Origin of the sequence: Xanthomonas maliensis (assembly GCF_009192945.1) — a bacterium.
Lineage (GTDB): Bacteria > Pseudomonadota > Gammaproteobacteria > Xanthomonadales > Xanthomonadaceae > Xanthomonas > Xanthomonas maliensis.
On the sequence record NZ_NSET01000038.1, the window covers coordinates 43,727 to 56,316 of the forward strand.

A 12,590-nucleotide genomic window follows, 5' to 3' on the forward strand; every position below is an offset into this window, starting at 1 on the left:
GCCATGACCTCCCCGGCGTCCTGGCAGCCGTTGCCGCGGCGCGGCGCCTACCTGGCCGCGCTCAACGGTGCACTCGGCGGTGGCCTGGCCGGGCTGCTGATCGCCAGCAGTGCCATCGCCGTATTGCAGGCCTGGCACGACTGGCCGCTGATCCCGGTGCTGACGCTGACCATCGCCGCCGTCAGCAGCTGGCTGGCGGTCAAGCGTCAGCGCCTGACCCGCTGGAAGTTGGACGCCCAAGGCCTGGCGCTGCAACGGGGCAATCTCTGGCAGCGCCAGACCCACGTGCCCCTCACCCGCGTGCAGCACCTGGATCTGCGCCGCGGGCCGATCGAGCGTGCGGCGCGCCTGACCACCCTGGTCGTCCATACCGCCGGCAGCCGTCTCAATGCCGTGGCCTTGTCCGGGCTGGACGAGCACGACGCCGAGCGTCTGCGCGAGCGCCTGGCGCACCAGCTCGACCACGACGACGACGCGCTGTGAGCCAGCCGTTGGCGGAGATCGGCCCCGAGCAGCGACTGCATCCGCTGTCGTGGCTGTTCGTGTTGTTGGAGCAAGTGCGCCAGTTCCTGCTGCCATTGGCCGCGTTGGTCCTGTTCGGCAGCCGCGATGGCAGCCGCGATCTCGGCGACCATCTGCTCACGCTGGCAGTGGTGGGCGGCCTGGTGGCGGTCGCGGTGCTGCGCTACTTCACCTACCGCTATCGCATCGGCGCCGACGGCGTCAGCATCCGCAGCGGCCTGTTGCAGCGCAGCCGTCGCGACATCCCGTTCGCGCGTATCCACAATGTCGTGCTCCACCAATCGCTGCTGCATCGCTGGGCCGGCGTGGCCGAAGTGCGACTGGAATCGGCCGGCGGCCATCGCCCGGAAGCGCAGATGCGCGTGCTGCGCCTGCAACAGGCGCGTGCGCTGGAAGATCTGATCCGCCGCCGCAGCGAGGGCGTCGAACGGCCCGCAGACGCCGCGCCGCACGCCCCCGACCCGGAGCTGCTGCTGCGATTGTCGATGGCCGAGGTGGTGCGGCTGGGACTGATCTCCAACCGCGGCATGGTGGTGATGGCCGCCGCCTTCGGTGTGCTCTACCAACTGTTTCCGCGCCGTAGCGTGGCGAATTTTGTCGAACAGAATGGCGTGCTGGCCTACCAGTACGTTCGCCAGCTGCATCCCGGCATGAGTACCGGTGTGCTGGTGCTGCTGGCAGGCGTGGCAGCGCTGGTCCTGATGCGCCTGCTGTCGATCGCGCTGGCGATGTCGCGCTACCACGGCTTCCAACTCAGCCAAGCCGATCGGCGCCTGACGGTCGAACGTGGATTGCTGACCCGCATCCGCAGCAGCGTGGCGCCACGGCGCATCCAATCCTGGACGGTGTACGAAAGCTGGCTGCACCGCGTGTTTGGCCGCCGCCAAGTGCGCGTGGACACCGCCGTGGCCGGCCCTGCCGACGGCGAACGCGGGCATTTGAAGGAACTGGCACCGCTGATCGATACGCAAGCGTGCGACCGCTTGCTGCAGCACCTGCTGCCTGGCATCGCCTGGCCGCCGGCGCAATGGCAGCCGGTGGCGCAGCACTGCTGGTGGCGCCTGAGCCTGCCCGCCCTGATCGTGCTGCCGCCGCTGGTGATGGGTTTGATCTGGCAGTTCGGCCCACTGGCCGGATGGCTGTTGCTATGGCTGCCGTGGAGCCTGTTCAAGGCGCGACGCCAGGTGCAACGCATGGCTTATGCCCTGGATGCACGTTATGTCGCCGTGCGCGGCGGCTGGTGGAAGCGCTGGTGGCGGCTGGCCGAACTGGACAAGCTGCAGGCGCTGCAACTGCAGCGCACCCCGCTGGACCGGCTGACTGGCACCGCGACGCTGTGGCTGGATACCGCCGGCGCCAGCGCCGCCGGCCCGGCCCTGCGCCTGCGGTTTTTGCCGCTGGCGCAGGCGCAGGCGTTGCAAACCCAGTTGGTCGCCGCACTGGCGCGTCGCAAGCTGCAATGGTGACTCGCCGGCCGCAAACCGCGCTTTGATGCGCGTGGATTGCACGCACTGCAAGCAGAGCGTCGTCACGACGCAAGAGCAGCAACAACGCGGCAGCGCAGCCGCCAGGCGGATGCACCTGGTCTCGGGGTCCTGTGGTTCCCCGTACACTTTCGCGACCTCTGTTCGCACACCAGTGAAGGCATCGATGGGATTGAGACAACTGCAGCTCAGTGCGCTGGATCATGGCGTGGGTCACGTTGGTGGCGGCGCGTGGCTGGACGATGTGTCGCTTTGGCCCACCGCCCCCGACACGGGCGCACTGATGCGACCGCTGCTGAGCGTGACACCCCGCTTCCTGAGCACGCCCTTCATTGCCGAACACATGGCGCTCACCGTCTTCGTCGCAGTTCAGCCCACGCCCGACGGATTCGAGCAGGTCGCGTTGAAACACTTGACCGTCCATCAACAGACAGACCTGGCTGGCTTGCGTGCGGGATACAGCCGCGTCATCGTCCATCGCAAGGCCGCCAGCGAATTGATGCCCGAGGCGCTGCAGGATGGCATCGCACGGCATTACCTCCGGCTTGAGGATTTCAGCCAGGCCGATCTCGCCGCGGAGCTCGAAGACCAAGACAACGGTGCCGGGATCAGCAAGGTGCTGGGCAGGCCTTGCTGGTTGCAGGATCCTATCTACGAATCGCCGCGCTATTTCTTCCTGGCGCAGATTCAGGAGGCGGATCTGCGTGCAGCCAGCCCGCAGTACGCAGGCTTGTTTGGAAACGGGACCGGCTATCTGTTCGTGGACAATCGTGCGAAGAAGCTGACCGACACCGCCGAGGCCGGGTACTTCTTCGTCCAATCGACCTGAGCACCTGGCGCTCGAGCGGCGAGCGCGGTCAACGCTGGGCCGGGCCCCAATACCCCAGCTCGCGACGGATTTGCAGCGCCCGCCAGGTGGCGCCCAACGGCTTGCGCCGCAGCGCGCCCAGTTCGCCGGCAACAAAGCGCTCGGTCGCGGCAATCACGCGCTCGGACGAGCGCCCGTCCCGGTACGGATGGATGGCATCGGCATACTCGGCCAGTGCCCGCCGCAGCTCGGCATCCGGCGCCAATGCGCGTGCCAGCCACTGCGGCAGTTGATCGGGCTGCTGGAAATCCAGCATATGCGGCTGCGGCACCCGGTTGCGGAAGGTCACGACCGGTTTGTGTTGCACCACGAACTCGGAGACGATCGAGGAGGTATCGGACACCAGCACGTCGGCGGCGCGCTGCGCGGCCATGACCTGCTCGGGCTCGACGAAACGCGCATGCGCACCTGCCAGCGCACGGTAGCGCTCGAACAACTCCGGCGCGCATTTGGGATGCAAGGTCAGCAGCCAATAGCGCTGCCCGCGCGCGATATCGGCGGCGATCTGATCGTAGAGCACCGGTGCGGCGCTGAGCCGCTCGGTGAAGGTCGAACCGAACAGGATGACCGGGCGCCCCTGCGCCGCGGCGCGCAGCGCGGCGCTCTGCCCACCCTCGTCCTGGCCGAACAGCGGGTCGAGCTTGGGCCAGCCGGTTTCCACCACCGTAAAGTGTCCCTCGGCGGCGGCCAGTGCGCGGAACGGTGCGGTGGTGGCCGGCCCCTGGGTGCAATACAGGTCGAACAGGCCGCGCACGCGGAAATGGCCGCGCTGGTCTTCGCGCTTTTGCACGTTGAAACCATGGAACAACTGCACCTTGGCGCCGCTCAAGAAGGGCGGTACCCAGTTGGCGGCAGAAAACACCGCCTGCGGACGCAGCGCCAGCGACTCGCGCAAGCCGATGCTGGGCACCCCGGGCAACGCGCCGCCGCGCGCACCGGCCTCGAACCACGCCGAGACCGCATGCCCTTGGGCCTGTAATGCCCGCGCCAATGGCGCCAGAATAGGCAGCGCGTAACGCTCCGTTGCGAACAGCAGGTATTCGGCCATCACATGTCCTCTCTGACCGCACCCAACGAACGGCCTCGCCTTTCTGCCTGCATTATCGCGTTCAACGAAGCCGATCGCCTACGCGATTGCCTGACCTCGCTGGCTTTCTGCGACGAGATCGTGGTGGTGGATTCCGGCTCCAGCGACGCCACCGCTGCGATCGCGCAGGCGCAGGGCGCGCGCGTACTGCAGCGTGCCTTCGATGGCTATCGCAGCCAGAAAGCCTATTGCGTGGCCCAGGCCAGCCACGACTGGGTGCTCTGCCTGGATGCAGACGAACGCGTGAGCGATGCGCTACGCAGCGCAATTCTGGCCGCACGCGATGGCGGGTTTGGCAATGCAGCTGGCTACCGCTTCGCGCGCCTATCGGACTATTTCGGCCGCTTCCTGCGTCATGGCAATGCCTATCCGGACCGGGTGCTGCGGCTGTTCGATCGACGGCGCGGTGGCTGGCGCGGAAAGCGGGAGATCCACGAAGCGGCCAGCGTCGACGGCCCGGTGTTGACCCTGCCGGGCGACCTGATCCACTACCCCTACCGGTCACTGAGCCAGCAGTTGGCCAAGACCCAACGCTACGCCCAGATGATGGCCGAGCACGACTACGCTCGCGGCAAACGCGCGACCTGGAGCAAGCTGGTGCTGGCGCCGGCCTGGCGCTTCTGGCGCGGCTATCTGTTGCGCGGCGGCTTCCGCGATGGCTGGCATGGGCTGGTCTATGCCTATGTCCGCGCCAACTACGTCCGTCAGAAGACCATCATGCTGTGGTTGCTGCAGCAGGGCCAGCCGGTCCAGGATCCACCCGTTGCGCGCGATTCGAACGATCAGGATGCGGTTTGAGCGCCACGCGCCACGGACGCTTCACGCGCGGCCAGGCCCATCAGAACGCCGACGATGGCGCTGTAGAAGCTCGCAGACACTTGATGGGCGAACATCGACTGGGTCAATCCGCACAGCGCATAGCTGGTGACCACCATGATGCCGGCAGCGGCCGGGCCATAGAAACGGGTGCGCCCGCTGCGCCGGTACAGCTGCGCGAACATCCACAGCGGCAGCCCGTACACGGCCAGCAGCAACAGCAGGCCGGGCACGCCCTGGGTGGCGCCCCACTCGGCCAGATCGTTGTGCGCATGGCCCAGGTGGCAGCGCAGTAAGTCATTGGGCTTGGCGCACGCTGGCAACTCGCGCATGGCGTCGTCGAAACGGCCCGCGCCGACCCCCGTCAGCGGATGCGCAAGCAAGGTATCCCAGCCCACGTGCAGACGCTCGATGCGGGCCCCCGCCGAGGAATCGACATCGCCGACCTCGTAACGCTGCAGATCGTTGCGCAACTCGCCCAGGCGCATCTGATCGGTCAGCGCCGGGACGCTCAGCACCACCCCCAGTCCCAGCACCGCCGCACCGACAAACACGGTCAGCCGCACACGCGCACTCTGCCAGGGGGCGCCCCAGGCAAGCACGCCCAGCGCCGCCAGCAGGGCCAGCCAGACGCCCCGACTACCGCTGAGGACGATCAACAGCACGGCAGCAATGGCGGCCGGAACCAGCCATTGCAACTGCCGCGGCGGGCGACTGAACAGCGCCAGCACCAGCAGCATCGCGGCGATATCGGCAAAGATGATCGCATTGGTCCAGCCCTCGGCGCGTTCGGCGCCGTTGAGCACTTGCGTGATCGCGATCGCAGTGGCCGCAAAGAGGCCGACCAGTGCGCCGCGCCACAACCACCGCATCCTGGGCTGCAGCGCGTAGGCCCACAGCGCCGCCCAAGGCAGCACCAGGAACCGTGAACGGTTGTCGACGTCTTTCCAGCTGGGCTCGAACAAGACGTTCGACAACACCCCCATCGCGATGGCCGCGACGGCCAGCCAGAACAGCGCACGCACCGGCCAGGCCTGCGGTGCACCGACGCTGCGCAGGCTGCGCCAGCCCAGCACCGATCCCAGCAACAGGCAGAGCCCGAACACCGCCAGGCCACTGGGGATGCTGATCACCAACGCGGCGAGCGCGAACACGCCCAGGTCGCCGATGCCGATGCTGGCCCGCATCGCCAGCGGCGCGGACGGGATCAATGGCGGCGGTTCGGTCGGCAAGGAATTCATCGAGGGTCGCTGGAGAAAGGAACGGCGTGCGGTTGGGACCTTGGGCGCCAAGCTAACGGCCGCCGGCATGAACCCATGCTAGACGGCTGCACTGTGCAGCGGCTGCATGCAGTGGTCGAGGCGCCAGTGGGCCGGCTCATTCGGTGTCCAGGTTGCCCTGCTCCCGCTGCTCGGCCACCTTCTCGCTGGAGCTGGCCACGCAGGTGGACACCACCGCCGTGGCCGGGACCAGCCACCAGCGCCGTCGATTGGCCACCCCGACCAGCTGGCTGCGACCGCGATCCACACAGCCCAGCAAGGCCGGTTCCTGCACCAGCAACCAGCGCTGCGCCGGCTGCTGCGCCTGCCAGGCCACTGCCTGCTGCAGCTGCTGCTCCCACGGCACCTTGAAGCCGAAGGTCTGCGCCGGCCGGTCGGCCATCAGCAGGTTCTGTTCCTTCCAGGCCACCAGCCCGAGCTGGGCCTGTGGACCGATCCGCCGCCCCGCCTCGCGCATCACCGCGCCGGAGGAACTGGACTCGTTGAATATCGGATAACACACCAGCCCGAAGGCGACCCACCAGGCCCCCAGCAGCGCGACCACTGCCAGCGCCGCGTGGCGGATCCGCGCCAGCAGCAGGCTGCCTACGCCCCAGGCGCCCAGCGCCAGCAACAGCCAGCCCAGCGGATCGGTGGCCTCGGTACCGACGCCGCGGCTGTCCATGATGTTCTGCTCGAAGCGGGGATGGCCGATCAGCATGGCCGAGCCACCGGCCGCGAAGGCCAGCGTCAGCACCAGCGCAAACCCGAACAGGCTGCGTTGCACGCCACGGCGTCGCAGCAGGCCGGGCAGCAATGGCGCCAGCGCCAGGCAGAACATCGGCAGGGCCGGCAGGATGTAGACGTCGCGCTTGCCGCTGGGAAGGGTGAAGAACACCACCACCAGCAGCCACCAGGCCAGGGGCAACAGGTAGCGTGGGTCGCGGCGGCGCAGCCGGCGCCGCCAGGCCGGGATCGCCCAAGGCAACAGCAGGATGCTCGGCAGCCACATCGTGGCCATGCTTTGCAGGTGGTACCACACCGGCTGGGCGTGGTCCCAGGAGTTGGCGTAGCGCTTCGCGGTCTGGCGCAGCAGCAGATCGTTGAGATACACCCGGTATTCGGGCTCCCCGGCGGTGAGCGCGGTGACGACCATCGGCACGAACCACAGCAGGATGGCCAGCAGGAAACACACCGGCCCCAGCCAGAAGCGGCGATCGCGCACATGCACGCGCACGCCGGGCCACCCGCGCAGCGACGCGATGCCGGCCGGCAGCAGCATCAACAGCGCAATGATGCCCACGCCTTTGGTGATCACCCCCAGGCCGGCGGCGAACCAGCCCAGCGTCCACCAGCGCCACGCCGGCCCGCCCAGCAGATGGCGCAACAACCCGTAGTTGGCCAGGGTGATCCAGAACACCACCAGCGGATCGATCTGCGCCTTCTTGGATTGGAAGGTGAAGTGCAGCGTGAACAGCAACAGCCAGCCGGCCAAAGCGCCGACCCGCGGCGTCCACAGCCGACGCCCGAGATCGTAGACGCAGGCCAGCGTGGCCAGCGCAGCCAGCAGCGACGGCAGCAAGAACGCGACCCGCCAGTTGCCCAGCACGGTGTAGAACAACGCCTGCACCCACATCAGCATCGGCGGCTTGTCCGAGTACAACTCGTTGCCGCGATGTGGGAACAGCCAATCGCCGCTGAGCACCATCTGCTTGGCGACCAACGCAAAACGCGGCTCGTCCGAGGGCCAGGGATCGCGCAGGCCCAGGCCAGCACCTAGGACCAGTAGGGCGACGATGGCCAGCAGCCAGACATCCTTGGAAGCGCGGGTCTTGAACATGAGGAGGGAGCCGGCCACGGTGTCAGCAGGCTTTCAGCAAAAGCGCGTAGAAAAACCCGTCGCAATCCTGCTCGCCGGGGAACCGTTGGCGGCCGACGCCAGCCGCATGGCCGAAGCGCGCATCCAGCGGCTGCGGCCGTGCATCGGCGGTGCGTGCCAGGAAGGCGTCGACCTGGGCCTGGTTCTCCTGCGCCAGCAGGGAGCAGGTGGTGTACAGCAATTGCCCGCCCGGGCGCAGCGTCTGCCAGCAGGCATCCAGCAGGCGCGCCTGCAGCGCACATAGCGCCTGGATGTCCTCGGCACGGCGATGCAACAGCACGTCCGGCTGCCGGCGCACCACCCCGGTGGCCGAGCACGGCGCATCCAGCAGCACCGCATCGTAAGGCTGCCGGTCCCACCAGGCGTCCGCTTCGGCAGCGTCGGCCGCCTGCAGCACGACCTGGGCCTGCGGAACGGTGCGCTGCAGGGTCTGTTGCACCCGCTCCAACCGGCGCGCATCCACGTCCAACGCAGTCAGGCGTAGCCCGGGATGACGTTCGAGCAGATGGGCCGCCTTGCCGCCGGGCGCGGCGCAGGCATCCAGCACCCGCGCCTGGTCGCCAAGCAGCAAGGCATCGGCGACCTGCTGGGCCGACCCATCCTGCACCGAGACCCGTCCCTGCGCGAAGCCAGGCAACTGCCCCACCGGCAGCGCCATCTGCAGGCAGACCGCATCCGGCAGCACAGCATCGGTGCGGGCGGCGATACCGAGTTCGGCCAACTGCGCCACATACCCGGCCGGATCGCCGTGCCCGCGATGGACCCGCAACCACATCGGCGCCATCTGTGCGCTGGCCTCGAAGATCGCTTCGGCTTGCGCGCCCCAGTCGGCACGCAACTGCTTGCGCAGCCAGCTCGGCCAGCCGCTATCGGCAGCGACGGCCGGAAAGCCTTCGCGCTGGGCACGCCGCAGCACTGCGTTGACCAGGCCCGCCTGACGCGGCCGGCCCAGCGCACGGCAGGCCTCGACCGTGGCCGACAAGGCCGCGTGCGCCGGCAGTTGCAGTGCGTCGAGTTGCGCGAAACCGGCCATCAGCAGCGCTTTCAAATCGGCATCGCGCGGCGGCAACGGGCGTTCCAGCCATTGCCGCAGTGCGAGTTCGTAGGCTGGACGCTGGCGCAGCACGGCAAAGCAGATCGCCTCCACCAGCGCGCGGTCGCGCGGGTCGTCCACCGCCGGCAGCGCGGCCGCCAATTCGGCCTTGAGCGAACGCCCCTGGTGCAGGACCGCTTGCAGGACGCGCGCGGCCGCCACGCGCGAGACCGTACCGGCCACGGCCGCCGTGCTCATCCGCCCAACGCCGGCAGATCGCGACGGGCGTTCAAGTAATCGGCGGCCGTGATCGCCTTGCCACCCTCGCGTTGCAGCACGCGGATCCGCAGCGCGCCCTCGCCGCAGGCCACATCGATGCCCTGCTTGCTCGCCGCCAGCAGCGTGCCCGGCCGCTGCCGATGGGCCAGCTCCAGCGCGACGGCGCCATGCAGACGCACGCGCTCGCCGGCCAAGGTCGCCTCAGCCACCGGCCAGGGGTTGAAGGCACGCACCTGGCGCGCCAGCACCGCCGCCGACTGCGCCCAGTCCAATCGCGCCTGCGCCTTGTCCAGCTTGTGCGCATAGGTCACGCCCTCGGCCGGCTGCGGCTGCGGCACCGGGCGGATGCCGGCGCGCAGCAGGCCCAGGCCATCGGCCAGCACCTGCGCGCCGAGCGCGGCCAGGCGGTCATGCAATTGCCCGCCGGTCTCCTGCTCGCCGATCGCCAGTCGCTGGGACAGCAGCACCGGGCCGGTATCCAGGCCCGCCTCCATCAGCATCAGGCACACACCGGTCTCGGCGTCGCCGGCCTCGATCGCGCGCTGGATCGGCGCGGCGCCACGCCAGCGCGGCAGCAGCGACGCATGCACGTTCCAGCAGCCGTGGGTCGGAATCGCCAGCACAGCCTTGGGCAGGATCAGGCCGTAGGCGACCACCACCATCAGATCCGGCTGCAGCGCGCGCAGGGCGGCCAGCGACTCGGGAGCGCGCAAGGTCGGCGGCTGCAGCACCGGGATGCCGCGCGCGATCGCCTCCAGCTTCACCGGCGAGGGGGTCAGCCCGCGGCCACGGCCGGCCGGCCTGTCCGGCTGGGTATACACCGCCACCACTTCGTGGCGCTGCGCGGCGGCGCGTAGCGACGGGACGGCAAAATCCGGCGTACCGGCAAACACAATTCTCATAAGGCGTGGATTCGGGAGTCGGGATAGGAGATTGGCGCCGGCCTACGCAGCCACCGGAGGCGGGGCCGGCAGGCGGATGCAGTCGGGAGACGGCAAAGAGGGTCAGCCACCAAACGCGCCAAGCCGCGACGGCAACGCCGGCGCAGCTGACGACGGATGCCCAGGCCGGACGACCCGGCCGCATGAGCGGCGCTGCGCCAGATGCGCGTGTCGCAGCGCGCGAAGCGCAAGAATCCAACGATCGGATTCAGCCGCAGAGCGGCACTCGCCGTCGCCCATCCCCACCCCGACGCCCCGCCCTCAAGCCACGTGCTTGCGCTGCTTGGCCAGCTTCTTGCGCACCATTTCGCGCTTCAGCGGCGACAGATAGTCGACGAACAACTTGCCGTCCAGGTGATCCATTTCGTGCTGGACGCACACCGCCAGCAGGCCATCGGCGTGCAACTCCTGCGCCTGCCCCTGGCGGTCGAGATAGCGCACGGTGATCGCGTCGGCGCGCGTCACGTCGGCAAAGATGCCCGGCACCGACAGGCAGCCTTCCTGGTAGACCTGCTCGCCCTGGCGCTCGAAGATCTCCGGGTTGACGAACACCATCGGGGCGTTCTTCTCCTCGCTGACGTCGATGACCATGAACCGCTGGTGCACGTCGACCTGACTGGCGGCCAAGCCAATGCCCGGCGCCTCGTACATGGTCTGGAACATGTCGTCCAGCAAGGTCTGGAACGCGGGACTGACCACCTCGGCGGCGGCGACCGGCTGCGCCTTGGTCCGCAGCCGCGGGTCTGGAAATTCGAGAATAGGGAGCAGCGCCATGGGAATACCCGTCTGAAGACCGGCCCGGGGCCGGCAGTACGGTGTCATTCTAGCGCAATGCTTGCGTGACGCCCCGGTTTCTGGACTATAGTGCGCAGACCTGTTGGGGAATCAGGCAGAAGGCACTCATGTTGAACCGACTTCGTACGGTCGTCGCTGCGGCGATGCTGACCGTCGCGACCTACGCTGCCGCGCAAGCGGCGGGCGAGCATCCAGACACCTATGTGGTCCGCAAGGGCGACACTCTATGGGACATCGCCGGGCGATTCCTGCAGAAGCCCTGGCTATGGCCGGAGATCTGGCAAGCCAATCCGCAAATCCAGAACCCGCACCTGATCTACCCAGGCGATGTGATCAGCCTGGCCTATCTGGACCGGGTCGCCAAGGGCACCGTCCAGCCGGGGCCGCGCCAGGAGGCGCCGATCAATGCGATCCCGCTGTCGGACGTCGAACCGTTCCTGAAGAACCTGCGGGTCACCGACGACTTCAAGGGCCTGCCGTATGTGGTGGGCCTGGAAGAAGGCCGTAAGCGTGCGACCTCCGGCCAGGTCGCCTACGTGGTGGGCCTGGACAGCGCCCAGCCCGGCCAGCGCTATGCAGTGGTGCGGCCGACGGTCAAGTTCAGCCTGCCCAAGCACAATGAAGACCTGGATGCGGCGGGTAACGTCACCGCCGGCATGGGCGATATCTGGAAGAGCTATATCGCCCCGAGCAGTCGGCGCGAGTTGCTCGGCTACGAACTGGCCCAGGTCGCTGTCGGCACGGTCACCCGTTCGGCTGCCGCTGGCAATTCCAAGGCCACCACGTTGCTGCTGGAACAGGGCGGCCGCGAGGTGCGCGCTGGCGATCGCCTGATCGCCGTCGAGGCCCAGCCGTACGATCTGCAGTTCATCCCGCACCCGCCCTCCGAGCAGGCCTTGCAGAGCGAATTGCGCGTGCTGGCCATCGCCGACGCCTTCACTGCCGGCGGTACGCGCGACGTGATCGCCATCTCCGGCGGCGCCCGCGAAGGCATCAACAACGGAACGGTGTTCTCGATCTGGCGCAAGGGCCGCACGGTCAGCGACCGCGTGAAGCATTCGCGCTTCTCGCGCACGGACGACGATTTCAGTGGTCCGGCCGGCTCGACCGTCGGCCTGCCCGACGAGTACGCCGCGCACGCGATGGTGTTCCGCACCTACGACAAGGTCAGCTATGCGCTGGTGATGGAGAGCGCCAAGCCGACCCGGCTGGGCTATTTCCTGAAGCACCCTGACGCGCAGTAGTCGGGAAAAAATCCGACGCATCGACGCGACGGCGCCCGAGGGCGCCGTCTGCGTTTGCGGCCTAGGCTGGATGCATGGCCTCGACTGCTCCCGATCTCTACGCCTTGTTGGTCCTGTTATTGGCGGGCGGCCGCAGTCCGCCCCGGCGCAACCTGCTCGAGCGCAGTGCCTCGCCGGCCGCCGCATTGGCGGCTGGGGTGGAGCATTGGCGCGTGGCCGGCTGCGATGCCGAGCAATGCGCTCGGCTGCGACGGCCGCCCACGGCGTCGCTGGAGCGCGCGTTGGGCTGGTGCGAACAGCCAGGCCATCACCTGATCGGCTGGCAGGACCCGGACTACCCGGCGCTGCTGCGCCACCTGCCCAACCCGCCGCTGGCGCTGTTC

Annotated in this window: 11 protein-coding genes and 1 pseudogene; 6 read left to right on the forward strand and 6 right to left on the reverse strand. The window is 68.4% G+C overall.

All coding sequences use genetic code 11. The features are described from left to right. The first annotated feature begins 3 nt into the window (after positions 1–3). Genes CKY51_RS12320 through CKY51_RS12330 form a run of 3 tightly spaced genes read left to right on the forward strand, consistent with a single transcriptional unit; the run spans position 4 to position 2,835 of the window. Entirely contained in the window at positions 4–483 is a 480-nt protein-coding gene (locus CKY51_RS12320; protein WP_022972852.1) for a PH domain-containing protein, read from the forward strand. Then, positions 480–1,988: a PH domain-containing protein gene (locus CKY51_RS12325; protein WP_022972851.1), complete on the forward strand. Its 1,509-nt coding sequence runs from the start codon at positions 480–482 to the stop codon at positions 1,986–1,988. The genes CKY51_RS12320 and CKY51_RS12325 overlap by 4 nt, the downstream gene beginning before the upstream one ends. A gap of 25 nt (positions 1,989–2,013) precedes the next feature. After that, a complete protein-coding gene (locus tag CKY51_RS12330; RefSeq protein ID WP_170292320.1) occupies positions 2,014–2,835 on the forward strand; it encodes a hypothetical protein in 822 nt (273 codons plus the stop codon). 28 nt (positions 2,836–2,863) lie between these two features. On the opposite strand, the gene CKY51_RS12335 is transcribed toward CKY51_RS12330, so the two are convergent. Then, the gene (locus CKY51_RS12335) at positions 2,864–3,925 is read right to left on the reverse strand and encodes a CDP-glycerol glycerophosphotransferase family protein (protein WP_031340029.1); all 1,062 of its coding nucleotides are present in this window, start codon (positions 3,923–3,925) and stop codon (positions 2,864–2,866) included. Here CKY51_RS12335 and CKY51_RS12340 point away from each other — a divergent pair, their 5' ends adjacent. Next, entirely contained in the window at positions 3,926–4,759 is an 834-nt protein-coding gene (locus CKY51_RS12340) for a glycosyltransferase family 2 protein (RefSeq protein ID WP_022972848.1), read from the forward strand. Here CKY51_RS12340 and CKY51_RS12345 read toward each other — a convergent pair. The 5 genes from CKY51_RS12345 to def all read right to left on the reverse strand — a co-directional run bounded on the left by CKY51_RS12345 (position 4,744) and on the right by def (position 10,942). Then, positions 4,744–6,018 (reverse strand): O-antigen ligase family protein, encoded by a 1,275-nt coding sequence (locus CKY51_RS12345; protein WP_022972847.1) that lies wholly within the window; start codon positions 6,016–6,018, stop codon positions 4,744–4,746. The genes CKY51_RS12340 and CKY51_RS12345 overlap by 16 nt on opposite strands. Positions 6,019–6,154: 136 nt before the next feature. Continuing rightward, positions 6,155–7,876, reverse strand: coding sequence for an ArnT family glycosyltransferase (locus CKY51_RS12350; protein WP_022972846.1), 1,722 nt, complete (start codon positions 7,874–7,876; stop codon positions 6,155–6,157). 22 nt (positions 7,877–7,898) lie between these two features. Further along, entirely contained in the window at positions 7,899–9,206 is a 1,308-nt protein-coding gene (gene rsmB, locus CKY51_RS12355; RefSeq protein ID WP_152249300.1) for a 16S rRNA (cytosine(967)-C(5))-methyltransferase RsmB, read from the reverse strand. Then, the gene (gene fmt, locus CKY51_RS12360; protein WP_031340026.1) at positions 9,203–10,129 is read right to left on the reverse strand and encodes a methionyl-tRNA formyltransferase; all 927 of its coding nucleotides are present in this window, start codon (positions 10,127–10,129) and stop codon (positions 9,203–9,205) included. The genes rsmB and fmt overlap by 4 nt, the downstream gene beginning before the upstream one ends. Positions 10,130–10,429: 300 nt before the next feature. Continuing rightward, the gene (gene def / locus CKY51_RS12365) at positions 10,430–10,942 is read right to left on the reverse strand and encodes a peptide deformylase (RefSeq protein WP_022972843.1); all 513 of its coding nucleotides are present in this window, start codon (positions 10,940–10,942) and stop codon (positions 10,430–10,432) included. 128 nt (positions 10,943–11,070) lie between these two features. On the opposite strand from def, the gene CKY51_RS12370 reads away from it, so the two are divergent. After that, on the forward strand, positions 11,071–12,207 hold the full coding sequence (locus CKY51_RS12370; protein ID WP_152249301.1) for a LysM peptidoglycan-binding domain-containing protein: 1,137 nt from the start codon (positions 11,071–11,073) through the stop codon (positions 12,205–12,207). 74 nt (positions 12,208–12,281) lie between these two features. Further along, positions 12,282–12,590, forward strand: a pseudogene (locus CKY51_RS12375) (DNA-processing protein DprA); the annotation flags it as partial.

Excerpts from the sequence above, each read along its gene's own strand:
- CKY51_RS12320 (WP_022972852.1), top strand. The coding sequence starts at position 4 with ATGACCTCCCCGGCGTCCTGGCAGCCGTTGCCGCGGCGCGGCGCCTAC.
- CKY51_RS12330 (WP_170292320.1), top strand. The coding sequence starts at position 2,014 with ATGCGCGTGGATTGCACGCACTGCAAGCAGAGCGTCGTCACGACGCAA.
- CKY51_RS12340 (WP_022972848.1), top strand. The coding sequence starts at position 3,926 with ATGTCCTCTCTGACCGCACCCAACGAACGGCCTCGCCTTTCTGCCTGC.
- CKY51_RS12345 (WP_022972847.1), bottom strand. The coding sequence starts at position 6,018 with ATGAATTCCTTGCCGACCGAACCGCCGCCATTGATCCCGTCCGCGCCG.
- CKY51_RS12350 (WP_022972846.1), bottom strand. The coding sequence starts at position 7,876 with ATGTTCAAGACCCGCGCTTCCAAGGATGTCTGGCTGCTGGCCATCGTC.
- rsmB (WP_152249300.1), bottom strand. The coding sequence starts at position 9,206 with ATGAGCACGGCGGCCGTGGCCGGTACGGTCTCGCGCGTGGCGGCCGCG.
- fmt (WP_031340026.1), bottom strand. The coding sequence starts at position 10,129 with ATGAGAATTGTGTTTGCCGGTACGCCGGATTTTGCCGTCCCGTCGCTA.
- def (WP_022972843.1), bottom strand. The coding sequence starts at position 10,942 with ATGGCGCTGCTCCCTATTCTCGAATTTCCAGACCCGCGGCTGCGGACC.
- CKY51_RS12370 (WP_152249301.1), top strand. The coding sequence starts at position 11,071 with ATGTTGAACCGACTTCGTACGGTCGTCGCTGCGGCGATGCTGACCGTC.